The sequence below is a fragment of the Pseudomonas arvensis genome (genome assembly GCF_056688935.1).
The window spans coordinates 3,848,684-3,874,975 of the sequence record NZ_CP162038.1; the positions used below are offsets into that span (position 1 = coordinate 3,848,684).

At 63.2% G+C, this 26,292-nt stretch carries 17 protein-coding genes; 7 read left to right on the forward strand and 10 right to left on the reverse strand.

Translation table 11 applies throughout. From position 1 onward, the window contains the following. Window positions 1–9 precede the first annotated feature (9 nt). The 3 genes from gspF to AB3G88_RS17200 all read right to left on the reverse strand — a co-directional run bounded on the left by gspF (window position 10) and on the right by AB3G88_RS17200 (window position 3,320). Window positions 10–1,212 carry a type II secretion system inner membrane protein GspF gene (gene gspF, locus AB3G88_RS17190; protein WP_250924830.1) on the reverse strand — a complete coding sequence of 401 codons (1,203 nt, stop codon included), beginning with the start codon at window positions 1,210–1,212 and terminating at the stop codon, window positions 10–12. Continuing rightward, complete coding sequence (gspE, locus tag AB3G88_RS17195) at window positions 1,209–2,939, reverse strand: type II secretion system ATPase GspE (RefSeq protein ID WP_480450888.1); 1,731 nt, start codon at window positions 2,937–2,939, stop codon at window positions 1,209–1,211. Before gspE ends, gspF begins: the two co-directional genes overlap by 4 nt. A 156-nt stretch (window positions 2,940–3,095) precedes the next feature. Continuing rightward, window positions 3,096–3,320 (reverse strand): hypothetical protein, encoded by a 225-nt coding sequence (locus AB3G88_RS17200; RefSeq protein ID WP_099586534.1) that lies wholly within the window; start codon window positions 3,318–3,320, stop codon window positions 3,096–3,098. Between the two features lie 487 nt (window positions 3,321–3,807). Here AB3G88_RS17200 and AB3G88_RS17205 point away from each other — a divergent pair, with 487 nt between their 5' ends. Beyond that, window positions 3,808–6,558, forward strand: coding sequence for a beta-glucosidase (locus tag AB3G88_RS17205; RefSeq protein ID WP_480450890.1), 2,751 nt, complete (start codon window positions 3,808–3,810; stop codon window positions 6,556–6,558). Window positions 6,559–6,624: 66 nt separating this feature from the next. Here AB3G88_RS17205 and AB3G88_RS17210 read toward each other — a convergent pair whose 3' ends face one another. Both AB3G88_RS17210 and AB3G88_RS17215 read right to left on the reverse strand, forming a co-directional pair. Further along, complete coding sequence (locus AB3G88_RS17210) at window positions 6,625–7,239, reverse strand: TetR/AcrR family transcriptional regulator (protein ID WP_099586532.1); 615 nt, start codon at window positions 7,237–7,239, stop codon at window positions 6,625–6,627. 29 nt (window positions 7,240–7,268) lie between these two features. Then, window positions 7,269–8,291 carry a LacI family DNA-binding transcriptional regulator gene (locus AB3G88_RS17215; protein ID WP_480450893.1) on the reverse strand — a complete coding sequence of 341 codons (1,023 nt, stop codon included), beginning with the start codon at window positions 8,289–8,291 and terminating at the stop codon, window positions 7,269–7,271. A gap of 208 nt (window positions 8,292–8,499) precedes the next feature. On the opposite strand from AB3G88_RS17215, the gene AB3G88_RS17220 reads away from it, so the two are divergent. The 3 genes from AB3G88_RS17220 to AB3G88_RS17230 are packed head-to-tail and all read left to right on the forward strand — an operon-like array spanning window position 8,500 to window position 12,942. Beyond that, window positions 8,500–10,683 (forward strand): TonB-dependent receptor, encoded by a 2,184-nt coding sequence (locus AB3G88_RS17220; RefSeq protein WP_480450895.1) that lies wholly within the window; start codon window positions 8,500–8,502, stop codon window positions 10,681–10,683. A gap of 1 nt (window position 10,684) precedes the next feature. Continuing rightward, window positions 10,685–12,016 carry an LLM class flavin-dependent oxidoreductase gene (locus tag AB3G88_RS17225; RefSeq protein WP_480450897.1) on the forward strand — a complete coding sequence of 444 codons (1,332 nt, stop codon included), beginning with the start codon at window positions 10,685–10,687 and terminating at the stop codon, window positions 12,014–12,016. Then, on the forward strand, window positions 12,013–12,942 hold the full coding sequence (locus AB3G88_RS17230; protein WP_191960324.1) for a sulfonate ABC transporter substrate-binding protein: 930 nt from the start codon (window positions 12,013–12,015) through the stop codon (window positions 12,940–12,942). Before AB3G88_RS17225 ends, AB3G88_RS17230 begins: the two co-directional genes overlap by 4 nt. Window positions 12,943–13,008: 66 nt before the next feature. Here the strand turns inward: AB3G88_RS17230 and fecE are convergent, their stop codons facing one another. The 5 genes from fecE to AB3G88_RS17255 all read right to left on the reverse strand — a co-directional run bounded on the left by fecE (window position 13,009) and on the right by AB3G88_RS17255 (window position 19,265). Further along, window positions 13,009–13,800, reverse strand: coding sequence for a Fe(3+) dicitrate ABC transporter ATP-binding protein FecE (gene fecE, locus AB3G88_RS17235; protein ID WP_480450900.1), 792 nt, complete (start codon window positions 13,798–13,800; stop codon window positions 13,009–13,011). 4 nt (window positions 13,801–13,804) lie between these two features. After that, window positions 13,805–14,773 carry an iron chelate uptake ABC transporter family permease subunit gene (locus AB3G88_RS17240; RefSeq protein WP_480450903.1) on the reverse strand — a complete coding sequence of 323 codons (969 nt, stop codon included), beginning with the start codon at window positions 14,771–14,773 and terminating at the stop codon, window positions 13,805–13,807. Further along, on the reverse strand, window positions 14,770–15,759 hold the full coding sequence (gene fecC, locus AB3G88_RS17245) for an iron-dicitrate ABC transporter permease FecC (protein WP_112196093.1): 990 nt from the start codon (window positions 15,757–15,759) through the stop codon (window positions 14,770–14,772). Before fecC ends, AB3G88_RS17240 begins: the two co-directional genes overlap by 4 nt. 2 nt (window positions 15,760–15,761) lie before the next feature. After that, the gene (locus AB3G88_RS17250; RefSeq protein ID WP_099586705.1) at window positions 15,762–16,676 is read right to left on the reverse strand and encodes a Fe(3+) dicitrate ABC transporter substrate-binding protein FecB; all 915 of its coding nucleotides are present in this window, start codon (window positions 16,674–16,676) and stop codon (window positions 15,762–15,764) included. Window positions 16,677–16,859: 183 nt separating this feature from the next. After that, window positions 16,860–19,265, reverse strand: coding sequence for a TonB-dependent siderophore receptor (locus AB3G88_RS17255; RefSeq protein WP_480450906.1), 2,406 nt, complete (start codon window positions 19,263–19,265; stop codon window positions 16,860–16,862). Window positions 19,266–19,722: 457 nt separating this feature from the next. On the opposite strand from AB3G88_RS17255, the gene AB3G88_RS17260 reads away from it, so the two are divergent. The 3 genes from AB3G88_RS17260 to AB3G88_RS17270 all read left to right on the forward strand — a co-directional run bounded on the left by AB3G88_RS17260 (window position 19,723) and on the right by AB3G88_RS17270 (window position 26,267). Continuing rightward, entirely contained in the window at window positions 19,723–22,335 is a 2,613-nt protein-coding gene (locus AB3G88_RS17260) for a winged helix-turn-helix domain-containing protein (RefSeq protein ID WP_480450908.1), read from the forward strand. A 175-nt stretch (window positions 22,336–22,510) separates the two neighbouring features. Further along, the gene (locus AB3G88_RS17265) at window positions 22,511–24,595 is read left to right on the forward strand and encodes a hydantoinase/oxoprolinase family protein (protein WP_480450910.1); all 2,085 of its coding nucleotides are present in this window, start codon (window positions 22,511–22,513) and stop codon (window positions 24,593–24,595) included. A gap of 13 nt (window positions 24,596–24,608) precedes the next feature. Beyond that, entirely contained in the window at window positions 24,609–26,267 is a 1,659-nt protein-coding gene (locus tag AB3G88_RS17270; RefSeq protein ID WP_112196096.1) for a hydantoinase B/oxoprolinase family protein, read from the forward strand. The last annotated feature ends 25 nt before the right edge of the window (window positions 26,268–26,292 follow it).

Consider the following 26,292-nt stretch of genomic DNA (forward strand, 5'->3'; position numbering starts at 1 on the left):
CTCGGGGGTTCATATATTGCTGGTCAGGCTCATCAGCGGCAGCATGATCGCCAGCATGATCACCGCCACCAGCACCGCCATGACCACGGTCAGGGACGGCACCAGCGCGGCGAGCAGGCGGTCGATGCCGCGTTTGGCTTCGACGTCGAACACGTCGGCGACCTTGAGCAGCATGCTGTCCAGTTCGCCGGCCTGTTCGCCGACTTCAATCATTTGCAGGGCCAGGTCCGGCAGCAGTGGCTGCGTGCCAAAGGCACTGGCCAGGGTGCCGCCACCCTTGACCGACTCGGCGGCCTGGGCGACCTGCGCTTGCAGGGCACGGTTGGTGCAGACCTGGCGGGCAATGACCAGGGCTTGCAGCAGGGCCACGCCGTTACTGAGCAAGGTGCCGAGGGTGCGCGCCAGGCGGGCGGCTTCGACCCGTTGCAGCAGCGGGCCGATGAGGCGAATGCCCAGCACACGGCGGTCGTAGCGTTCACGCCGTTGGGGATCACGCAGGCGAGCGAGCAACCCCCAGATGCCGGCGATCAGCCCGGCCAACACCGCCAGGCCATAGGCGCCGAGGAACTGGCCCAGGCCCAGGATCACTTCGGTGATCAACGGGATCGGAACGCCCAGATCCTTGAAGATCGGCACGAACTGCGGCACGACATACGCCAGCAACAGCGCCAGGGAGCCGAGCACGCCGACCACCAGGAACGCCGGATAGATCAGCGCGTTGATCACCTCGCCCCTCAGCAGTTGGCTGCGTTCCAGGTAATCACTGAGCTGGCGCAACGTGTTTTCCAACGCGCCACCCGCTTCCCCCGCACGCACCATGCTCAGGTACAGCGGCGAGAACTGGCTGCCCTCCTCTTCCAGGGCTTTGGACAAGGGCTGACCGGCCTTGACGTGTTCACGAATGCGCTCGATCAACGCACGGGTCTGGGGCTGGCCGGGCTGCTTGAGCAAGATGCCCAGGGAGCGCTCCAACGGCTGCCCGGCGCCCAGCAGCGTGGCCAGTTGCTGGGTAAAACTGACCAACGCCGCGCCGTTCAACTGCCCGCGCCCAAACGCGTTGCGCAGCCCTTGGGCGCCGGCCACATCGATGTGCAATAACAACAAGCCGCGCTTGTGCAGCGCGGCGACGGCGGCGTCCTGGTCCTTGGCTTCCAGGGTGCCATTGTGCGGGGTGCCCTGGCTGTCGAGGGCGCGGTATTTGAACAGGCTCACGTGCCCTCCCCGCGTGTCACGCGCAGCACTTCTTCCAGGGACGTGACCCCGGCCACGGCCTGACGCAGGCCTTCTTCATGCAAGGTGCGCAGGCCACCACGACGGGCGGCCTGCTCCAGCGTGGCGGCGTCTGCCTGGCGCATCAGTAGGCTGCGCAGTTCCTCGTTCATCACCAGTAATTCGGTGATTGCACTGCGCCCGTGGTAGCCACCGCCCGGTGCGTCGGCGCGAGGGCGATAGAGCAGGATCGGACGCTGCTCGGTAAAGCGCTCCAGGCCGTGTTCGGCAATCAATTCCGCCGGCGCTTCGAAGGCTTCGCGGGTGGCCGGGTCGAGGCGGCGCACCAGGCGCTGGGCGAGGATGCCGTTGACGGTCGAGGCGATCAGGTAGCTCTCCACGCCCATGTCCAGCAGACGCGTGATACTCGCCGCCGCGCTGTTGGTGTGCAGGGTGGACAGCACCAGGTGGCCGGTGAGGGAGGACTGGATGGCGATGCGGCAGGTTTCCAGATCGCGGATCTCGCCGATCATGATCACGTCCGGATCCTGGCGCACGATCGAGCGCAGCGCGCCGGCGAAATCGAGTCCGATGGCGGGCTTGACCTGAATCTGGTTGATGCCTTCGAGCTGGTACTCCACCGGGTCTTCTACGGTGATGATCTTGCGCTCGGCGGTATTGAGCCGCGACAGCGCGGTGTACAGCGTAGTGGTCTTGCCCGAGCCGGTCGGGCCGGTGACCAGCAGGATGCCGTGGGGGCGTTCGAGTACTTCGAGGAAGGTTTCCAGGCGCTGCCCGTCGAAGCCCAGGCTCTGGAAATCGAACTGCACCGTCTGGCGATCCAGCAAACGCATCACCACCGATTCACCAAAACTGGTGGGCACCGTGGACACGCGCAAATCCAGTTCCTTGCCCTGGATGCGCAGCATGATCCGCCCGTCCTGGGGCAGGCGGCGTTCGGCGATGTCCAGCCGCGCCATGATCTTGACCCGCGAAATCACCGCCGCCGACGAGCTGGACGGCGGCGCCTCGGCCTCGTGCAGCACGCCGTCGATGCGGTAGCGCACCTTGAGCTGGTTTTCGAAAGGTTCGATATGAATGTCCGAGGCGCGATGTTCCACCGCGCGCTGCAGGATCAGGTTGACCAGGCGAATCACCGGCGCTTCGGAGGCCATGTCCTTGAGGTGTTCGATGTCTTCCAGCGCACCGCCCTGCTCGTCGAGGTTTTCGATCAGGGTGCCCATGGCCGAGCGGCCCTGGCCGTAGTAACGCTCGATCAGGCTGTCGACTTCGTTGCGCGGCCCCACCGCCAGCCACACCGGCACGCCGCAGGCATAGGCCATGGCCTGGAACGGATAGGCCAGCGCCGGGTTGGCCGCCAGCACCCGCAAGCCGCCCTGGCTCCAGCCCACGGGCACCACCTGATAATGGCGCATGAAGCGCTCGGTCAAGGCAGGCAACGGGTCGAGCAACGGTGGCGCGGCGTCCGCCAGTAACAGCGGTGCGCCAAGCAGGTCGGCCCAGGCGCGGGCCAGTTCCACTTCAGAGACCAGCCCAAGCCGCGTGAGCAGGCCGAGCAATTCGGCGTCGTCCGACTCCTGGGACAGGCGCCGAGCGCGTTCCAGGTCAACGGTTTTCAAGCCGGCGTGCTGCATCAGCCATGCGCAGACCTGTTCGGTGTGCGGGATGTGCATGTCGCAGGCGTTGATGGGCGTTGAGGGGCTTGGCATGGGTGACTATCTGAGGGGCTATGTTCTGAAGGACTCTGGGAACCCCTGTGGGAGGGGGCTTGCCCCCGATAGCGGTGGACCAGCTGCCGCATACTCCGGCTGATACACCGCTATCGGGGGCAAGTCCCCTCCCACAAGGGGATGGCGTTTTTCCCGTTAGTTCGAGGTCTTCGGCGCGCTCTGGGTGCCATTCAACGGCCGCCCGCCTTTGGTGGTTTCGGCCTTCTGTTTTTTCGCGGCCTTGGCGTCATGGGTCTGGGTCAGCACGGTGGAATCGGCGGTGCCGGACTTGGCATCCGCGTCCGTGGCTTCAGCCGCAACGGCCGCGCCGCTCAATGCAACGCCCAGCACAAAACCGGCACCCAGCAGGGACTTCTTCATAAACACTCTCCAGATAAAAAAACGCGAACCGCTCAAGTGGCGCCTTGAATTGGTTCAAGACCCTACACCAAAGCGTTGTGTATGACAGCGTGTATAAAACATGGCCTTTTAGAACTACCGAGCAAAGCCACTAGTTCGCCATGCCAGCAACTATTTTCTTAAACCAATCGACTGGTAGGTTTAGCCTTAGTTCAAAATCGTAATGAAATATTTCTTATTTCACGCAAAAATTAGCTTTTGTTTGACTTATAACCGCAAGAATTGCCTTAATTATGCGGTTTTCGCGGTTCAAAATGCCATCTCGTGATATCGCCAAGACATCATCTATAACAATAACTAATACAATTATTAAACTTACAGAATCTGCAAAATCCGCCAAGTAATTGCAATTAGCCATCGGTTAAACATTGCGATCAAGGCGAACTATTGCCCACGAAAAAGTGACGAGCGTCGTCCTATTTTTACTGAACAGTTGTCGGAGAAACCCATGAATAAACGCAAAATGATCGGTGCACAGTCGGCATTTGCCCTGCTGGCGCTGGCCGTGTCCCAGGTGCATGCAGCCACCAGCCCTGCCCTGGACGAAGGCCGGGTGAACCGTGCGGAAAAGGCTGCGGACAAAACCCTGGCGAAGATGACCATGGAAGAAAAACTCGCCTACATCGGCGGCACCGGTGGCTGGGACGTCAAGCCGCTGAGCCAATACGGCATCCCGCAGATCCACGGTGCCGACGGCGGCGTCGGTGTGCGCTACACCAGTGAAGGCAACGCCCAGGGCGTGGTCTACCCTTCCGGCCCGAACCTGGCCGCCAGCTGGAACCCGCGCCGCGCCATCGACCTGGGCCGCGCCCTGGGCTACGACACCGCCAGCGGCGGTTATCAGTTCGTCACCGGCCCCGGCGTGAACCTGTACCGCATGCCCTACAGCGGCCGTGCGTTCGAGTACCTGTCCGGTGAAGACCCGTTCCTCGGCGCCAGCCTCGGGCCGGCGGTGATCAACGGCATCCAGTCCCGTGGTGTGTGGGCCAACGCCAAGCATTTCGCGGCCAACGACCAGGAAAGCAACCGCTTCCACCTCGACGAGATCATCAGCGAGCGAGTGCTGCGCGAGATGACCCTGCCGCCCTTCGAGTCCGCCTCGAAGAACAGCAAGGTGGCGATGATGATGTGCGCGTTCCAGAAGGTGAACGGCGAGTTCGCCTGCCAGAACAAACACTTGATGCGCGACATCCTGAAGACCGAATGGGGCTACCCAGGCTTCGTGCAGAGTGATTACAACGCCGTGGTCGACGGCTTGCCGGCGGCACAGGCCGGCACCGACCTGGACATGATGGGCTACCAGATGAACAGCACGGTGCTCAAGCCGTTCCTGGACAGCGGCGAGCTGAGCAGCGCGACCATCGATGACAAGGTGCGGCGCATCCTCAAGCAGATCTACCTGTACAAGTTCGACAGCAAAGCGCCGCTGACCAGCCACAACATGAACAGCGCCACCAGCAACCGCGTGGCCTTGAACGCCGCGCGCGAAGGCATCGTGCTGCTGAAAAACCAGAACAACCTGCTGCCCCTGGATGCCAAGAAGGTCAAGACCATCGCGGTGGTCGGCAACCTGGCCAAGTACGCACCGCCTACCGGTTTCGGCAGCGCGAATGTGATGGCGGCCAACTACATCAGCGAGCTGAGCGGCCTGCAGCAATTGGCGCCGGGCGCCAAGGTCGAGTTTATCGACGGCTTGTCCCTGGACCCGACGGCGTCCAACTGGACCCACACAGACAGCGACGGCAGCAGCGTCAAGGGCGTGAAAACCGAGTTCTTCAGCAACACCAACTGGTCCGGCGACCCGGCGGCCAGCCGCACCGACCGCCATGTCGACCTGGACTGGTCCACCGACAGCCTGCCGGTCAACGGCGATACGGCGGCCACTTCGATCCGCTACAGCGGTCAGATCACCCCGACGGTCAGTGGCGAGCAAGTGTTCAAGGTCCGCGCCGACGGTGCCGTGCGCCTCTACGTCAACGGCAAGAAAGTGCTGGATAACGGTGACGGCAAGCCGCTGCCCAACAACAGCATCCCGCCGACCATTCCGGTATTCGCCAAGGTTAATCTGGAAGCCGGCAAAGCCGTCGACATCAAGCTCGAATACTCGCGCCGCAACGGCTACCTCTCGACCATGGGCGGTCTGGTGGGCGTGCAGATGAGCTGGGCGTCGCTGGTCGCACCTCAGGACCTGGCCAAGTACGACGCCGTGCTGGTGGCGGCGGGTAACAGCAATGAATACGAAGGTGAAGGCTTCGACCACAGCTTCGACCTGCCGGAGTTCCAAGGGCAACTGATCCAGAGCATCGCCAAGGTCAACCCGAACACCGTGGTCACCCTGCACGGCGGCACCGGGCTGAAGATGAGCGACTGGATCGATCAGGTACCGGCCGCCTTGCATGCGTTCTACCCTGGGCAGAACGGCGGCCAGGCGCTGGCGGAGATCCTGCTGGGCAAGGTCAACCCGTCGGCCAAGCTGCCGATCAGCATCGAGCGCAACATCGAAGACAACCCGATCTACGCGACTTTCCCCAAGTTCGACAACCAGGAAACCCTGGCCGAGATGAGCTACAAGGACGACCTGTTCCTGGGCTATCGCGGCTACGAGAAAAAAGGCATCAAGCCGCTCTACCCGTTCGGCTATGGCTTGTCGTACACCACCTTCGGCTACAGCAACATCAGCGTGACGCCGGGGGTGGCGGTTGCAGGGGCGCCGATCAAGGTGTCGTTCGACCTGGCCAACACCGGCAAGGTGGCAGGCGCCGAAGTCGCCGAGCTGTACGTGGGCCAGAACAACCCGAAAGTCGAGCGTGCGCTCAAGGAACTCAAGGGCTACAAGAAGGTGTTCCTGAAGCCGGGCGAGAGCAAGCGTGTGACCATCGAGCTTAACGACCGCTCGCTGGCCTACTACGACGTCAAGAGCAAGCAATGGGTGGTGGACGCTGACAGCTTCAACCTGTCGGTGGGCGCGTCGTCCCAGGACATCCGCCTGAACGCCAAGCTGGTCAACCCGTTCCGCCAGGAACTGTCGACCACCACCAGCAACCCGCTGCCGCGTTCGGCGCTTAATTCGACGCTGCGTGAATCGACGGTTAAAACCGGCGGGGTGCTGCATCAGAATGAAGGGGATGGCGGCACCAGCGATGGTGATGGCTATGACATGAGCGATGACACTACCCAGGGCAGCGCTGCCGGTAACTGACGGGTAACAGAAGGTGCTTTTTGTGGGAGGGGGCTTGCTCCTCCCACATTTGGACCAGGTTTGGCCTCAGGTTCGGATGGCCGCTTCGACCCGCGCAATGTAGGTATCGAAGCGCGCCACCAAGTCCACTTGCTCGGGAAACCGCAGCCATTGGATCTGCAGGCCATCCATCATGGCCAGGATCTCCTCCACCAGCCCGGCGATGTCCACATCACCGCGCACCTCCCCCGCCGCCACCAGGTCGGCAAACTGCCCTTGCATGCGTTGGTGAATCGCTGCGTAGCGCGCCTGGAACCACGCCCACGCCGGTTGGGTGTCCAGCAGGCTTTCGGCATTCAGGATGGTAAACGCGCGCACCACGCCAGGCGCCGTGGCATTCGAGCGATTGATCGCCCGCAGGCTGCCGAGCAAACCATTCAGGGATTTCTCCGCACGCACTTCATCGGCAATGCGCTGGTTGACCTCATCGCGCCGCTGCAACACGCCCATCAACAGCGAGATCTTGCTGGGAAAATGATGCAGCAACCCGGCCACCGAGATCCCCACAATGCCCGCCACCTGGGCCATCGACGCACCGCTGTAGCCTTCCAGGGAAAACACTTGCAAGGCAGCGTCCAGCAGCTCTTCGCGGCGTTTTTCACCTTTGGGCGCACGGCGGGTCTTGGGGGCAGGTTCGGTCATGGGCAAATCCTTGTGGGCGGCAGAAAAGCTCAGGCGCTTTCCCGTTCGATCAAGTGGCAGTCCAACAGGTTCAAACGCTGTACGGCCTGCGGCAACACGCCCAGGCTTTGCAGCACGCGGGTTGCCGCGAGGACGCCGATCTCCAGGGCCGGCGGTTTGATCGTGCTCAGGCTCGGCAGCAGCATCTCGGCAAACGGGTAGTCACCGAACCCCAGCACCGCACACTTTAACCCGCAACGCTGCCCGGCCAGCAGACCACCGGCGGCCAGGTTGTCGTTGGCGAAGAAAATCGCGTCCGGCGGTGTGGCGCGGCCCATCAAGGTTTCCATGGCCTGCCTGCCCGCGTCGAACGCTGCGCGGTCGGCGTCCGGGACAAACGCCTCGGGCTGCACGCCCAGCTCGATCAGGGTCGCGGCAAAGCCTTCGCCACGCTCCTGGGCGCTGAAGTCACCCGCCACGCTGTTGTGCACAAAGGCCATGCGCCGATAGCCCTTGTCATGCAGGTAGCGTGCGGCGGTGACGCCGACCTGGTAGTGGGAAAAACCGATCTGCACCGGCGCGCGCTCGGGCACGTAGTCCCAGGTTTCCACCACTGGGATATCCGCGTCGGCGATCATCTTTTCAGTGGCCACGCTGTGGAAGCGGCTGGTCAGCACCAACGCTGCCGGCGACCAGCCGAGAAACGCCCGCACCGCGCTTTCTTCCTGCTCGGCGCTGAAGTAACTCGACGCCAGCAACAGTTGATAGCCGTGCTGGCTGAGGGTGTCACTGAAGCCCTGGATCGTGTTGGCAAAAATCGGCCCGGAGATGTTCGGGATCACCATCGCCACGATCCGCCCACGCGCCGACGCCAAACCGCCAGCCACCAGGTTGGGCACATAACCCAGCTCGGCAACCACCTGGGCAATGCGTTCACGCCGTTCAGGCGACACCTGCTCGGGCTGGTTGAAGTAACGCGACACGGTGATCGCCGATACCCCGGCCTGGCGCGCCACCGTATTCAAGGTGACACGCCCGGCGCCACGGCGTTTGCGCGGTTTGTCTTCGTTCACGGGTAAACCCTGTTAACAACCAAAAAGAATATAGGACTAATTTTTAAGTATTTGACGCTCTAAAGCAGAGCTCACAATAATGCCGATGTTAGCGCTAACAAAGCGCGCTGTCTGCTACTCGCTCAAGCGAATGCCCACGACAGTTTCACAGGCGCTGACGGTCGCAGAACCGCAGCGGACCAGGGCATTTCTTTTGAGCGGGCACAGCATGCACAAACACTCTCACTTATTGTTTCTTGCCGGTCTGACCGCGCTTCCAGTGGCCGGCACCGCTGCCGCCGACGAGCCGCAAGCCACCCTCAAAACGGTGACCGTCACCACCACCCGGCGCGAAGAATCCCTGCAGAAAGTCCCGGTGGCGGTCTCGGTACTGGACGGCGAGCAACTGGAGCGCGACAACCGCAACGGCGTGGCAAGCATTGCGCAACAAGTGCCGTCGCTGAATTTCCGCACGGGAGCATCGAACAAGGACACCTCGCTGTTTGTGCGTGGCGTCGGCACCATTTCCACCTCCCCTGGCGTGGAGCCGACCGTGGCCACGGTGATCGACGGCGTGGTCTACGCGCGCCCCGGCCAGGCCACCCTCGACCTGCTCGACCTGGAGCGCATCGAAGTGCTGCGCGGTCCCCAAGGCACGCTGTTCGGCAAGAATGCCTCGGCCGGTGTGCTGAATATCACCAGCAAGGCGCCGACCGCCGAGACCCACGGCTATATCGACCAGTCCTACTACAGCGGCAATGAAAGCCGCACCCGCTTCGGCATCGGCGGCAGCCTGGTGCCGGACGTGCTCAAGGGCTCGGTCAGCACGCTGTTCGGCAGCTACGACGGCAACGTCGACAACCAGCACAACGGCCAGGAGGTCAACGGCTACAACCACAAGGGCATTCGCGGCAAGCTGGAATTCACCCCCAATGACGACATGACGCTGACCCTGATCGCCGACTACATGCAGTCCCACGACGACGCGCCGAACGGTGTCGTCAGCGAGTCGCTGAGCCCGGCCTTCGGCAACGCCTTGAACCCGGTGCGCGCGTCCAGCGACAACCGCGACATCAACACCGACACCCGCAGCCATGTGCAGGACACCAACAAAGGTTTATCCGCCCAGTTGGACTGGAACCTCGGCGACTACACCCTGACTTCGATCACCGCCTGGCGCGGCTGGGACAATACCCAGTACCAGGACGGCGACCGCCTCGGCAGTGTGGCCGCCGCGTTCCCCGGCACCGCCGACAAGGGTCAGCTGGACTTCGACCAATACTCCCAAGAGCTGCGCCTGGCCTCGCCCAAGGGAGAGTTCCTGGAATACGTCGGCGGCCTGTTCTACATGCATGGCAAGGACGAAGAGACCTACCAGCGCACACTCACCACCACCACGCGCACCGAGCGTGGCGTCGCCGACTACAGCACCACCAGCTACAGCTACGCGGTATTCGGCGAGACCACGCTGAACTTCACCTCGCGCTTTCGCGGCATCGCCGGCCTGCGCTACACCCATGACGATCTGAAATACGATCACCGCCGTGTGTCCACCTCGGCCACCACCGTCAGCGGGATTCAACCGGCCACCTCCAGCTCCGGCTCGGTGGACGAAGACGGCTGGTCCGGCCGCCTCGGCGTGCAGTACGACATCAGCGATAACATCACCAGTTACCTGACCTATTCACGCGGCTACAAGGGCCCGGCCTACAACGTGTTCTTCAACATGCAGCCGCGCGACACCGATGCGCTCAAGCCGGAAACCTCCAATACCTGGGAAGCCGGGATCAAGGCCACCGCCTGGAACAACCGCCTGACCACCAACCTGGCGGTATTCCACAGCGACTACGACAACTACCAGGCCAACTTTTTCGACACGGTCGCCGGCCAAGTGGTGACCCGTTTGATCAACGCCGGCAGCGTCAGCACCGAAGGCGTCGAGCTGGATTACGCCTTGCAGGCCACCCAGCAACTCAAGCTCTCCGGCGCCCTGGCCTACACCCGTGCACGCATCGATGAATTCGCCTGCCCGGCGGGCGCGGCGGCCACCTGCAACGTCAATGGCAAACCGCTGCCCTACAGCCCGGACTGGAAAAGCTACGTACGCGCCGACTACACCATCCCGCTGGATAACGGCCTGGATATCGAACTGGGCACCGACTACAGCTGGCAAAGCGAAGTGCAGTACGACATCAGCCAGAACCTCGACACCAAGCAAGGCGCCTACGGCATCTGGAACGCCAGCGTGGCCCTGGCCGACTACAGCAACGGCTGGCGCGTGGCGCTGCTGGCGAAAAACCTCGCCGACAAATCCTACTCGCCGCTGCTGGCCAGCGGCGGCAACTACATCTACCGCGCCGTACCCCGTGACGATGAACGTTACTTCGGCGTGCAACTGCGCAAGGATTTCTGACATGAGCCGTCAACTCAAACTCGGCGCCTTTCTCATGGCCACCGGGCACCATGTGGCCGCCTGGCGCCATCCGGACGTGCCGGCCAATGCCGGGCTGGATTTCGCCCAGTACAAACACCTGGCGCGGGTGGCCGAAGCGGCCCGGTTCGATGCGCTGTTCGTGGCCGACAGCATTGCCGCGCCCACCGGCGAGATCGCCAGCCATATGGCGCGCTCGGATCATTTCGAGCCGCTGACCCTGCTCTCGGCGTTGAGTGCGGTGACCGAACATATCGGCCTGATCGCCACCGCAACCACCACCTATAACGAGCCCTACCAGGTGGCGCGCAAATTCGCTTCGCTGGATCACCTGTCGGGAGGGCGCGCGGGTTGGAACCTGGTGACCTCGGACGCCGCTGCCGAGGCGCAGAATTTCGGCCGTGATGAACACGTGGGCCATGCCGAGCGCTACCGCCGCGCCCGTGAGTTTTATCAGGTGGTGACGGGCCTGTGGGACAGCTGGGAAGACGACGCCTTTGTGCGCGACAAAGCCAGCGGCCGCTATTACGACCCGGTGAAGTTGCACGTGCTCGACCATGCAGGCGAACACTTCCGGGTCAAAGGCCCGTTGAACGTGGCGCGCTCGCCCCAGGGCCAGCCGGTGATCGTGCAGGCAGGTTCGTCGGAAACTGGCCGCGACCTGGCGGCGCAAACCGCCGAGGTGGTGTTTACCGCGCAGACGTCGCTGGGCAATGCCCAGGCGTTTTATGCCGACCTCAAGGGGCGCCTGCCTCAATACGGACGTGCGCCGGACTCGCTGAAAATCATGCCCGGCGTGTTTGTGGTGATCGGGCACACCGAGGCCGAGGCCCAGGCAAAATTCGCGGCCTTCCAGGACTTGGTCGAACCCGAGGTCGGCGTGGCATTGCTCGGGCGCATGCTGGGCAATTTCGACCTGTCCGGCTACCCGCTGGACGGGCCGCTGCCGGAACTGCCATTGACCGACAGCGGGCAACGCAGCCGCCAGCAATTGCTCAGTGAACTGGCCCACCGCGAACAACTGACACTGGCGCAGTTGGGCCGGCGCATTGCCGGTGGGCGCGGGCATTACAGCCTGATCGGCACGCCGGTGCAGATCGCCGATGAACTGCAAAACTGGTTCGAAAACGGCGCGGCGGACGGCTTCAATATCCTGGTGCCCCATCTGCCCGGTGGGCTTGAAGATTTCGCCCAGTGGGTAGTGCCTGAACTACAACGACGCGGACTGTTTCGCACCGAATACAGCGGCACGACCTTGCGCGAAAACCTCGGTCTGGCCCGCCCGGAAAATCGCTTCAAGGAGGCTCAAGCATGAAAGTCCCAGCACTGTTATTGGCCCTGCTGCTGAGTCAGACCGCGTGGGCGGCCGAGCCCGCCGCCCTGCGCATCGGCTACCAGAAAGGCTCCATCGCCCTGGTCCTCGCCAAGGAACATGGCCTGTTGGAAAAACGCTTCCCGCAGACGGACGTGAAGTGGATCGAATTCCCCGCCGGCCCGCAGATGCTTGAAGCGCTGAACGTGGGGGCACTGGATGTGGGCTCCACCGGCGACATCCCGCCGCTGTTCGCCCAGGCCGCTGGCGCCGACCTGGTGTACATCGGTGCCGAACCACCCAAGCCCAGCGCCGAAACCATTCTGGTGCGCAATGACAGCCCACTGCATTCGGTGGCGGATCTGAAAGGCAAGAAGGTCGCCTTCCAGAAAGGCTCCAGCTCCCACAACCTGATCCTGCGCGCGCTGAATAAAGCAGGCCTGAGCTACAAGGACATCCAGCCGGTGTACCTACCACCTGCCGATGCCCGCGCCGCGTTTGAGCAAGGTAGCGTGGATGCCTGGGCGATCTGGGAGCCCTACTCGTCCCTAGCGTTGAGCCAAAGCCCGAGCCATGTGCTGGCCAATGGTGAAGGGCTGGGGTTGTCGGGGCCGGTGTACACCGCACGGCGTGAGTACGCGCGGGACAATGCTGGGTTCGTGCATGACCTGCTGGGTGAGTTGACCGCCGCCGAAGCATTGACCCGCAGCCAGCGCGAGGACAGCCTTAACGTGCTGACCCACTTCATGGGCCTGCCCGCCGACGTGGTTGCGCGCTATATGGACAACCGCCCGCCTTCGCCGATTTTGCCGATTGACGAGGGGATCATTCAGGCGCAGCAGGCAACGGCGGATTTGTTTTTCCAGAACCGGTTGCTGCCCAAGGCGATCGAGGTGAAGCAGGCAGTCTGGAATCCCGAAGCCCACTGAGATCCAATGGCAAATGGGCTGTTGTGGTGAGCGGGGGCAAACGCCCTCCCACATTTTTTGACCGCGTCAGCCGTGAGTGCGGGTGCTTTTTTCCACGACGCACATCGGCGTACCGGAAACCGGCTCATTGATGATCTGCACCTGCACCTCAAACACCTCACGCATCAACTGCGCATTGATCACCGCCGCCGGCGTGCCAGCGGCCACCAGCCTGCCGCCCTGCATCACCGCCACATGCTCGGCATAACGACAGGCCTGATTGATGTCGTGAAGCACGGTGATCACGGTCTTGCCTTCAGCGGCCAATTCGCACATCAGGTCCATGAGTTCGACCTGATGGCTGATGTCCAGGTAGGTCGTCGGTTCATCCAGCAATACCACCGGCGCGTTCTGCGCCAGCACCATGGCCAGCCATGCGCGTTGGCGCTGGCCGCCGGACAGGTCCGCCAGGGCGCGGTCGGCCAGGTTGTCCAGTTCCAGGCGCTGCATGGCCTGGGTGACCTGGGTTTGATCGCTGCCACTGAGGCGTCCCCACAGCGAGTTGTGCGGACTGCGGCCATAGGCAACCAACTGGCGCACGCTGACGCCTTCCGGCACGGGCAACACCTGCGGCAGAAACGCGATCTGCCGCGCCAACTGGCGGGCGGACAAGGCGCTGTACGCCTGGCCGTCGAGGGTCAGTTCACCCTGCGTGGGTTTGAGAATGCGCGCAAAGGCCTTGAGCAAGGTGGACTTGCCGCAGCCGTTGGGCCCGATCAGCGCGGTAACTTTGCCCGTCGGTGGCGCAAACGAAAGGCCCTGCACGATACGTGTGCCGCCGTAGCCGATATCGAGCTGGCTGGCCTGGAGAATACTCATGTCATCAACCCTTGAACCGTGCCAGCAACCAAAGAAAATACGGTGCGCCAATCACCGCTGTAAGTACCCCGGCGGGGATTTCGCTGGGCGCGATCAACGTGCGCCCGAGCGTATCGGCCAGCACCAGTAAAAGCGCACCGATCAGCATCGCCGCCGGCAGCAGGTACTGGTGATGCCCACCCACCAGCCGTCGCGCCATGTGCGGTGCGACCAGCCCGATAAAGCCAATCGGCCCGATCACCCCCACGCCCAGGCTGGTGAGCAGTACCGCGCAGGCCATCGCCAGCCAGCGCGTGCGGCTCAGCGCTGTGCCGAGGCTGTGGGCGGCTTCATCGCCGAGGGCGATCAGGTTCAGCGGTTTGGCCAGCCACAGCCCCAGCGGAATCAGCAGCACAAACGGCAGCACCAGCGCCACATGGTGCCAGTTGCGGCTCCACAGGCTGCCGGTAAGGGCGAGCAGCGCGGTGTTGATGTCCAGCGGGTGGGACAGGATCAGAAACTCGGTGACGCTGGACAAGGTCACCGCAATCGCCACCCCGGACAGCGCAAAACGCACCCCGGAAAAACTCACGCCAGTGTTGTACAGCGCCAGCAGCAAAGCGCCGCCGGCACCGCCCAGGCAGGCCACCAGCGGCAGCCAGGCAACCGGCAAGTGCGGCCAACTGATGATCGCCACGGTCAGCGCCAGCCCGGCGCCTTGGGTCACGCCGAGGATTTCCGGCGAGGCCAGCGGGTTGCGGATCACGCCCTGCACAATCGCCCCGGCCAAGCCAAAGGCGGCGCCGGCGAGGATCGCGATCAGGCTGCGCGGCAGGCGGTGGTTCCACACTTCGAAGTCGAGGGCGTCGTGGGCCAGCAGGCGGTCGAGGACGGTCACAGGCTTGAGCCACAGCGTGCCGGCGCTGAGGCTGACGAAGGTCGCCAGCAGCAACAGGCCGAGCAGCAACCACAGGCGAAAACGGGGGCGAATCATAGGGCGCGCCTGGCAAGGAATAGAAAGAACGGTGCGCCGATCAACGCGGTGACCACACCGGCCGGAGTTTCCACCGGAAAGGCCACGGCGCGGCTGAGCAGGTCGGCACCGAGCACGATCACCGCGCCCAGCGCCGCACTCAGCGGGATCAGCCAGCGGTAGTCGTTACCGAGAAACTGACGCAGAATGTTCGGCGCAATCAACCCGACAAAACCAATCGGCCCCACCGCGCAGACACTGGCGCCCACCAGCAACAGGCTGGCGACAAACACCTGCAAACGCAGGCTGGCGATGCCCACGCCCAACGAGCGGGCGGCGTCTTCGCCGAGGTTGATCAGGTTCAGGCGTGGCGCGCACCACAGTGCCCACAGGCCGCCGATCAAGGTGCACGGCCACAGCAGTTGCACCTGGGCCGCGCCCACATTGGCGAGGGAGCCGGCCAGCCAGTTCAATACGCTTTGCGCTTGGGCCTCGACCAGAATCACCGTGAGCCGGGTCAACGCAGCGCACAACGCGGCCACCGCAACACCGGCCAAGACCAGGCGGCCTTGGGCCGTGGTCGGCGACCAGGCGCCACCGAGACTGAACACCGTGACCCAGGCCAGCGCACCGCCCAGGCAGGTCATCAGCAAGGCGCCACCGGCAAACGGCGGCGCGACCAAACCTGTCGAGAACAACGCCAACCCCAACGCCGCGCCCGCCGTCACGCCGAATAACGACGGCGAGGCCAGGCGGTTGCGGGTGATGCCTTGCATCAATGCCCCGGCGAGTCCCAGACAGGCACCGACCAGCGCCGCGCACACCGCCCTGGGCACACGCAGTTGGGCGACGATATAGGCCATATTGCCGCCGACAGCACCTTGATGAACCAAGCCATTCCAGGCATCCGTCGCGGTCAGGGTGAACGGCGACCAGCTGTACAACGACAACCAGAACAGCACCGCGCCGAGCAGCACAATGCCCGCCGCCGCGAGACTACGCGCCATGCTTATTGGCTCAGTACGGCGTTGCCGCCCTTGAGAATCGCCAGGGCGTCTTCGGCGATCTGCTCCGAGGCCAGCACCCCACGGTTGCGCGCCCAGCTGTCGCCATCCACTTCGGCCACGTGTTGATTACGTACGGCGCCGAGCACTTGCCACAGCGGTTGTTTGCTCCAGCTGTCGACGATGCTCGGGCGACGGTAATGGCCGACCAGCAGCCAACCCGGGTCCAGCGCCAGCAGTTGCTCCAGGCTGACGAATTCGGTAGGGGCGGCATTGGCGCGCACCGACGGCACTTTCAGGCCAATGGCCTGGAGCACGCTGCCGGCGTAGGAGTCCGGGCCGTGCACGGAAAAGCTGTCTTCGCGGGCGACGCCGAACAGCACACTGGCACCGGCGGGGATCTGCTGGGCAATCTTGTTCAGGTTCGTGCGGTTCTGGGCGATGCGCGCTTGCATCTGCGGGCTCTTGCCCAGCGCCTTGCCGATCAGCTCGGCGGACTTGAGGCTGCCCTCGTAGTCTTCTCCACGGGACGGCAACAGCAGGGTCGGCGCGATGCTGGCCAAGTCGCTGTACAGCGCTTGATGGCGATTGAGGTCGGCGACGATCAGGTCCGGCTTGAGCCGGGCGATTTCCTCGATGCTCGGCTGCGAGCGCAGGCCCACGGATTTCCACTGGCCGATGGCCTGGCGCACGCGGGGCAGCACGCGGTTGGCGTCGCCATCATCGGCGGCGCCGACCGGCGTGACGTCAACGGCGGCGAGGCTATCGAGAAAGGAGAACTCCAGCACCACCACGCGCTTGGGCGCATCGGGCAGATGCACTGCGTGCTGGCCGTCGTTGAGGTCGATGGGGGCAGCGTTCAATACGCTGGAGGAGAACGCCAGGACGCAGGCGGCAAGGATCGGGATGGAGCGCAGCATTGGCATGACAGTTACCTCGGCGTTAAAACACCCCAGCTGGACAGGCTGGGGAAAACGGCGGGTACTATTCCATATCAGGGCAGCGTGATCAAAAAACATTCTCATTAACTGATGGGTTTCCACCTGTGGCAAGCGGGCTTGCTACAGGTGGAAAGGCATCAACCCACACAGGATGCACAGGTATCAGAAGTCGACAGTGGCCGACAGCAGGTAAGTGCGCGGGGTCGACAAGGTCAGGCCCGGCTCGCTGTCATCCGATGCGCCCGCCGAACTCCAGTAGCGCTTGTCGGCGACGTTCTCCACATTGGCCCGCAGGGTGATGTGTTTGTCGTCGACCTTGAACCCGTAGCGTGCACCCACGTCGATGCGATTCCAGGCATCGATTTCCTTGACGTTGGACTGGTCCAGGTACTGCGAGCTGGAATGGATGCCACGGCTGGTCAGGGTCAGGCCTTCAAGCATCGGCACGTCCCATTCGGCGCCCACGTTGACGTTGTACTTGGGCGTGGCCGGAGCGCGGTTGCCGTCCCAGGTGCCGTTGGTGGTGTCCTTGAGTTTGCTGTCGATGTACATCACACCGCCGAGCAGGCGCACACCCTTGAGCGGTTCGCCGAATACACTCAGCTCGGCGCCGGTGTTCTCGCGCTTGCCGTTAGGCCCGAACAACCGCGTGGTCGCGTTGGTCTCGTAGGCCGGTTGCTTGATGCGGAACACGGCGGCCGTCACGGCGAAGGCACCGGCGTCGTACTTGGCGCCCACTTCCACCTGGCGACTGACAAACGGCGGGAAGATCTCGTCTTCGTTGCGCGAGGTGGACGGCGCGATCTTGCCCTGGCTCAGGCCTTCCATGTAGTTGGCGTACAGCGACAGTTTGTCGGTGGCCTTGAACAGCAAGCCGCCGGAGGGCGAGAGCTTTTCTTCGTCGTAGTTGGTTTTGCCTTTGACGCCATCGCTCCAGTCGTCAACTTTTACCCGCTGCCAGCGCGCACCGAGGGTCAGCAACAGGCGGTCTTCGAAGAAGCCCAAGGTGTCGGAGAGGGCCACGCCGCTGAAGCGGTTTTCGGTGTAGACCTTCGCATCCTGACGCGTGGCCACGGACGGCGTCGCGGTTTGCACCGGGTTGTAGAGATTGCTCGATGCGTTGGCATAACGCGCGCCACCGTTGGTGAAGTCCATATAGAAGTCGCTGAGTGCCAGGTTGACCTCATGGCTTACCGGCCCGGTATGGAACCAGTTGCGCACGCCGGCCGTGGCGGTGCGCACGTTTTCATCGCGGGTGAAATCCCGCGGCGATACCGTGAACGCGCCGGCCGCATTGCTCACCGACACTGCATGGCGCAGGAATTCGTGATTACTTTTACGCGCGCCCACACCGCCGTAAAGCATCACCGAGTCACTCAGGTCATATTCGGCATTCACCGTGCCGAAGGTGTCCTTGGTGCGGGCCTTGCTCCAGGATTGCGCGTAGTTGCGGCGCACATCGTTGGCGCTTGGCACCGGCGCGGCGGCGGCGACCTGCACACGCTCTTGCGGTGCATCGGTGTCACGCTCGGTGCGGCCGATGTCGGTGGACAGGCGCAGGCGCTCGCCACGGAAATCCAGGCCCAGCACGGCCATCTCGCGGTCGACGCTCTGGTGATCCCATTCAGTATCGCCGGACTGCTTCACGCCGTTGAAGCGCAGGCCGAACTTGTTGTCCTCGCCAAAACGCCGGCCCACGTCCACCGCGCCGCCAGCCTGGCTATCCGAGGCCCAACTGCCGGTGAACGAGGTGATGTCCTTGTCGGTGGCGCGCTTGGGCACCACGTTGATCCCGCCGCCCACACTGCCACGCGGCGAGATGCCGTTGATCAACTGGGTCGGGCCTTTGAAGATGTCGACGCGGTCGGCCATTTCCATGTCGATGGTGTAGGTCGGCAGCACGCCGTAGAGGCCGTTGTACGACACATCACTGTTGAACAGGCTGAACCCGCGAATGGTGAACTGCTCGTAACGCCCACCGGCCGGGTTGGTAGCGCGTACCGACGGGTCGCTGTTGATCAGGTCACCGAGGGTGCGCGCCTGCTGGTTCTTCACCGCATCGGCGGTGTAGGTGGTCATGCTGAACGGCGTTTCCATGAAGTCCCGCGTGCCCAGCAACCCTTGGGAACCACGACGCGCCACTTGGCCACCAGCGTAGGTGTCGCCGTCGTACAGGCCGGTGGTGCCCAGGATGGAGGTCGGCGCCAGTTCCAGGGTGCTGCCCTCCGGCGCCGGCATCAGCATATAGGCCTGTTCGCCCATGGGTTGCAATTGCAGGCCGGAGCCTTGCAGCAAGCGTGCGAAGCCCTCTTCCACGCCGTACTCGCCGGACAAACCGCTGCTGCTGCGCCCGCTGACCAGCGCCGGGTCCACCGACAGGTTGACGCCCGACAATCCGGCAAAACGGGTCAGCGCCGCGCTCAGGCTGCCGGCCGGCACTTGGTAGCTGCGGCGGGCAACGCTGTCTTCGGCAAAGCTGGTGGGGACGAACAGCGGGCTGGCACTGAGGCTCAGCATCAGGCTCAGTTTGAGCAACGGGCGCAAGCGCAAGGGTAGGACTGCGGACATGGGAGGAAGCTCTCGATTTTGTTCACTTACCTGCAATGACAGGCGAGGTGAGAAAAAGGGACAGGCTTCGACATTTATTTTTCAGCCTATGGGTATATCCAGCCCCACTTTGACCCGGTCCAGCGTGGAAGAAGCGGGTTTGGCCATTCGGGGCGTGCTCGACAGGGTGAGGAAATTTATCGAAAACAGCCTCGATCATCTTCAGGGCAGGCCAGAGAATTGGGGCGGCCAACGAAGTGTCCGTTCTCGCACAGGACACCGATAAGCTCAGCATGCTGACACTCGCCCTCCATGAACGCCTACGACAAAAAATGGCGCCCACTGAATGCAAAGGCTGTAACACAGTTAACCAACGCCTCCCCAGGATTGCTGCTACAAAAGCGCCAAAGCCTCTTCACCAGTGACGCTTACCATGACTCAAAAGCCCCCCTCCCATTCATCAAGCGCAGGGTACTGGATGGGCAAGCTGACGCCGCCGCAGGTGCTGCCGACGTCTGTTGCACGAGAAGCGCTCCTGGCTTCCATGAAGGAGAACGCGCTTGTCCCCCTGACGCTGTTGACGGCTCCAGCCGGCTACGGCAAAACCACCCTGCTGATGCAATGGCATGCAGCACTGCGGCAACAAGCACCCGATACCGTATCGGCTTGGCTGTCGTTGGATGACGCTGATGTCGAACCCAACCGCTTTCTTGCCTACCTGATCCTGGCCTTGGACCAGGCTGGCGTTGAACTGGCGCACTTGCCCCACCTTGCGGCCTCGCAGGCATTGGACGTGCAGCCCCGACGTACACTCAATGCTTTATTGCAGGCACTTGCCCGGGAAAACCGTGTAATCACCCTGTTTCTGGATGACTACCATCTCGCTGCCAGTCCCGAGGTAAGCGCCCTCTTGAGCCATTTGCTGGAGCACGCGGCGCCTTGGCTGCACTGGGTGGTGGCCAGCCGCACACCTCCAGACTGGCCATTGTCACGCTGGAAAGCCAAGGGCTGGGTACACGAAGTCTGTGCGCAGGCGTTGACCCTGTCCCTTGAGGAAGCCCGCGACATTCTCGGCGCTGATCTGGACGCCACTGCCTTGTGCCAGATACACAAGGCCACCGAAGGCTGGGCCGTAGCGGTGCAACTGGCTCGTTTATGGCGCACGAGTAATGACGGCTCGACTTACGGTTTGAGCGCCTTCTCCGGTGGTGTGGCTGATGTTGCCAACTACCTCACCACGCACATCTTCACCCGCCTGTCCGAAGACTGCCAATCACTGCTGCTGCAGACGTGCCTGCTGCAACGCTTCAATGCCGACCTGGCAGACGCGGTGCGTGGTCGTCATGACAGTGCCGAACAGCTGCGCCAGCTTGCGCACCTGGACACCCTGCTGATTCCGCTCGATCCGGAGCGCCAATGGTTCCGCTACCACACCCTTCTGCGTGACTTTCTGCGTCTGCGTGTCAACAGCCGGCAGCGCCAGTCTATTCATCGTGCGGCGGCACACTGGCTCGCGGGCCAGAGGGATTGGAGCCAGGCCGTTCACCATGCGCTCAAGGCTGACGACATCCCCTTGGCAGTGAACCTGGTGGTCAGCGCGGGTGGGTGGGAGCTTGTGCTGCACCATGGCATCCGCTACGCCCAAAGTTTGCTGCAACAGTTCGATGCCGCCACATGTAGCGACCATCCCGATCTCCTGCTGCTCCAGGCCTATCTGCACGCCAAGCTGGGTGATCACGCGCTGTCGACGCAATTGTTGCAACGCGCCAGCGGCAAGGTCGTCGGGAACGCGCGATTAGCCCGCGACCTTCACGTCATCCAGACCCTCGCCGCAGCCTATCAGGATCGTCTGGACACTCTTGATGCCAAAACCCTGACCGTCCACGCCCACTCATCCCCACTCGACCAGACACTCGCACAAGCGACCCTGGAGTGCGTGCTTGCCCTGGCCGCCCTGACGCGCGGAGAACTGGACGCGAGCCTGCGCAGCATCAGAGACGCGCACGTCAAAATGCGCGTCATTGCCAGCCCACGCGGCGAAAACTATTGCCGCATTCACGAAGCGCAAGCCCTGGCACTCGCTGGACGTGTCGACGCCGCCGGTGTGTTGCTGGAGCAGGCCCTGACCTTTGCCACCCAGCAATTCGGCCAGGAAAGTTCGTTGCGGGCGCTGGTGGGCTGTTTCAAGGCCAGGCATCTGTATTGGCAAGGTGAATGGGCGCAGACCCCGCCTTGGCTTGAGGACGGCTGGGCCGCGCTGGAGCATGCCGACGGCTGGCTGGATATTGTCGCCGTAACGGCTGAAGTCACCTGGCGCACACGCTTGCGTAGCCATGGCCTGCACGCGGCGCTATTGGAACTGAACCATGTGGAACAGTTGGCCAATGCCCGCCAATGGCCACGTCTATCAGGGTTGGTGCAGGCCTGGCGTATCGATGCGTGGGTGCAAGGCGGACAATTGCCGACAGCGCGCCAAGCGCTCTTGCAGATGGATCTGGAGCGCACCGCCAACTGTGCCCAAGACTGGCGTAGCCAAGAAGCCGCCACGCTGGTGTTGGCTCGCATGCAGTTGCAGAGCGGTTTTTCGGCTGCGGCGCTGACCCGCTTGCGACGTGCCGCGACAGAGCTAGAGACAAAAGGGCTACTGCTGCCGGCCTGGCGCCTGAGGTTGATGGCCTTGGCCGCCAGCAGCAAGGTGCGAACACTTGATGCCAAGGACACCGCACAGGCCCTGGCCCCGATCATCCAATATGGACTGCCAGGGTTGCTTCTGGAAGTGGGGCCTTGCCTGCTGCCGGCGTTGTTGGAGTATCCGGCGCCGCCGCCCATGCTCACCTCGGTGATCAAGCGGTTGCGTGGCTGGCGGGCGCATCCCATGCCCGCCCACAGCGTGTTGAGTGCAAAAGAACGCCAGGTACTGAGCCTGCTCTCCCACGGTCAATCCAACAAAGCCATCGCGCTCGCATTGGACATCTCGGAAAACACCGTGAAGTTTCACCTCAAGCACCTGTTCGCCAAGCTGGAGGTGGACAACCGCACAGCCGCAATCAGTGCGGCACTGCGCCAAGGCTATCTCGACGCCTCGCTCTAAGCCGCCAGCCTACCCAACCGGGTAGGTGCAACGGGCAATCGCTCGTCCCCTACCTGCCCCACCCGTGGTAACTCGCCCCCTGCACTGCCTAGCATCGTGACCATCCGCAGAGGATGGTCGCGACGGCGGTCATCTCCTGTGCCTGACAAGAACAACAAACTTCAGGAGATGCACTGTGCAATCAAACCGCAAGACTGTGCGCGTCGCGACCGATGTGGGGGGCACCTTCACCGACTTGGTGTATTTCGAGAACGACCCCGTCACCGGTCAGCAGACGATCCGTACCGCCAAGGTGGATACCACCCCGCCGAATTTTGCCCAGGGCATTCTGAACGTGATCCGAAAGGCTCGGGTGACCCTGTCGGAGGTCGACTTTCTCGCCCACGGCACCACGGTGGTCATCAACGCCTTGACCGAACGCCGTGGGGTCAAAACCGCCCTGATTACCACCCGGGGGTTTCGCGACATCCTGGAAATCGCACGCGCTAACCGGCCCGACTATTTCAACTTGAAGTGGGTCAAGCCTGCACCGTTTGTTCCGCGCTACCTGCGCCTGGAGATTGCCGGACGCCTGTGCACCGATGGGCGCGAACGCGAGCCGTTGGCGCTGGATGAACTGCCGGCCATGATTGAGGGCTTGCGCGCCAATGGTGTTCAAGCCATTGCCATCTGCCTGCTGCATGCCTATGCCAATCCCAGCCACGAACAAGCGGTGCTGAACGAGGTAAAACGCTTATGGCCCGAGGTCTCGGTGGTTGCCTCGCACCAGATCACCCGAGAATGGCGCGAATACGAACGCTCCAGCACCACGGCCCTCTCGGCCTATGTGCAACCGATCGCCGCGCGCTACCTGGATGAGCTGGAAGCCGGCCTGCGCAGCGAGGGCTATCAGGCGCCTCTGTACATCATGCAGTCCAATTGCGGTGTCGACAGCGTGGCCCATGCGCGCGATATCCCCATCACCATGGTCGAATCGGGGCCGGCCAGTGGTTTCTGGGCGGCGGCCGAACTGGGCCGGTTGATCGACGAGCCCAACCTGCTAGGGCTGGACATCGGCGGCACCACGGCCAAATGCGCGCTGATCCGTAACGGCCAGGTCGCGATCAAGACGGACTATTGGATCGAACGCGACCGAATCAACGCCGGCTACCCGATCATGGTTCCGGTGGTGGACCTGGTGGAAATCGGCAATGGCGGCGGTTCCATCGCCTGGGTCGACGCCTTCGACAAACTGCATGTCGGCCCACAGTCCGCCGGCGCCGTGCCCGGCCCGGCCGCCTATGGCCATGGCGGCAGCGACATCACCACCACCGACGCCAATCTGGCGCTGGGCCGTATCAATGCGCAGTACTTCTGCGGCGGCGAAGTAAGCGCCGACCTCACGGCCGTCGCCCACGGCTTCAACGCGCTGAGCGAACGCCTGCAACTGCCTGCCGATGAGATCGCACGCGGCGTGATACGCCTGGCCAACAACAATATGGTCAACGCCTTGAAGCTGGTGTCATTGAGCCGTGGCCACGACCCACGCGAGCTGACCCTGATGGCCTTTGGCGGCGGCGGTGCGCTGCATGCAGTGGCCCTGGCCCAGGAACTGGGCGTTAAAAAGGTCATCGTTCCCCGTGGGGCCTCGGTGTTCTCGGCATGGGGCATGACGCTTTCGGATCTGCGTCGTGATTTGTTCATCAATCGCTTTGTTGACGCCACACAGTCACAGGCCCTTGTGCACACCCAAGCGTTCCTGGAGGAGCTGATGGCCAGCGCCCGCGAGCAGTTCACGGCCGAGGCGGTGCCCCCGGAGCGGGTCGAACTTCAGGTGCATTGCAAGCTGCGTTACCAGAACCAGGAGCATTCGGTGGAAGTACCGCTGGGCCTCGATGAATGCCTGGACAGTGACTGGCTGCATATCGCACAGCGCTTCCACACGCTTTATGAACAGCACTACACCTATCGCCTCGAAGCGCCGCTGGAGATTGTCGGTTTCCATCTGGTCGCTGTCGCCCAAATCGACAAGCTGATCCCCCAGGCTCTGCCCATCACCGGGCGCACCATTGATGCCGCCCGCAAGGGCCGACGCCTCGTCGACTATGCCACGGAGGGCATCCACGAAGCGGCCATTTATGACTACGCCCTGCTGGAGCCGCAGATGTGCTTTGACGGCCCCGCCGTGATTGAGGACGCCGGCACCACCGTCGTGGTTCACCCGCACAACCACGTGCTCGTGGACCGCCTCGGCAACCTGCACATCACGCTCAACGGCTGAGGGGATTATCACCATGCATACACTCGACATCTTCACCCGCGACATTATCCAGAACTCGCTGCAAGCCATTGCCGACGAGATGTTCGCCGCCATGCGCAAAGCGGCAATGAGCCCGGTGATCTATGAGGTGCTGGACATGGGCACCGGCATCACTGACGCCAACGGTGAGATCGCCAGTTCCGGGGCCGGCATCCCGGCCTTTGTCGGCGTGCTGGACAAGGCGGTCAAACAGATACTGCTCCAACATAGCGGCCCCGACGATATCCAGGACGGCGATGTCTTCATCTGCAACGACCCTCACAGCGGCGCGGTGACCCACCTCAATGATGTGGTGCTGGCCATGCCGGTGTTCGCCGAGGGACGCCGTGTGGCCTGGACCGCCAACATTGCGCACTGGAACGATGTCGGCGGCATGGTGCCTGGGTCACTGTCGACCCAGGCCACCGATATCTTCCAGGAAGGTCTACGCCTGTGCTCGGTCAAGCTGATCAGCCGCGGCCAACCGATCCGCTCCGTATTGCAGATCCTGCGTGCGAATACACGCATGCCGGACTTCATGGAGGGCGACCTGTGGGCGGGTGTGGCCGCAGTACGAGGCGGCGCCCTGCGCCTACGTGAGCTGACCGCCAAATACGGCACGGACCTGTTCCTGCTGGCCATGCAGGACTTCATGGACTTGGGCGAAAAGGTGTCGCGCAAGGCCCTGATAGAGCTGCCCAATGCCTGCCTGTTTCTGGAGGAACCGCAGGACGATGGCAGCCTCTTCAAGGTTACCGTGCAGATCCATGACCACACGCTGACCATCGACCTGCGCGACAACCCCGACCAGTGCGCAGGGCCGACCAACCTGAGCCGGGACGGAACCGTAGTGGCGGCGCAGATGGCCTTCAAGGCGCTGACGGCACCGCAGGGCATCACCAACGGCGGCACCTTTCGTCCGCTCACCGTGCTGACGCGTCCCGGTTCGCTGTTCGATGCCCAGTCGCCGGCGGCTGAAGGCTTCTATTTCGAGAACCTGATACGCGTGCATGACCTGATCCTGCGCTGCCTGGCGCAGCAGTTCCCCAACCGCCTGCCCGCCGGCAACTTCGCCTCGGTCTGCGCCACCATTATCGGCGGTCGGCATCCGGACACCGGCCGCGTCTTTACCCTGGTGGAGCCAGAGATCGGTGGCTGGGGCGCAGAGCCCGGGCGCGATGGCAACAACGCGGTTTATTCCGGGCTGCACGGCGAAACCTACAACTGCCCGGTTGAGGTCTGCGAGGCCCGCTATGGCCTGTACGTGGAGCGCATGGCGCTGAACGACGAACCGGGCGGACATGGGCAGTTCCGGGGCGGTCGCGGTATTTGCATCGACTACCGCGTGCGGGCCGACGGCAGCTTCCTGACCTGCGGTTACACCCGCTCGGTTGTGCCGCCGTGGGGCCTGCAAGAGGGTCTGGACGGCACGCCCAACTACGTCGAAGTCCTGCGTGGTGACCACCCGCCGGAACGCTACGCCATGGCCAGCGGTGTGCCTCTGAATGCGGGCGACCTGGTGCGCGTACGCACCGGTGCCGGCGGGGGCTACGGGCCACCGGCCGCACGTGACCCCGCAGCCGTGCGCGACGACCTGAAGAATGGCTACCTCGACGAGCCAACCGCCTACGCCGTGTACGGCGTCATGCCCTGATCAAACCGGCCGCCAAGCGGCGGCC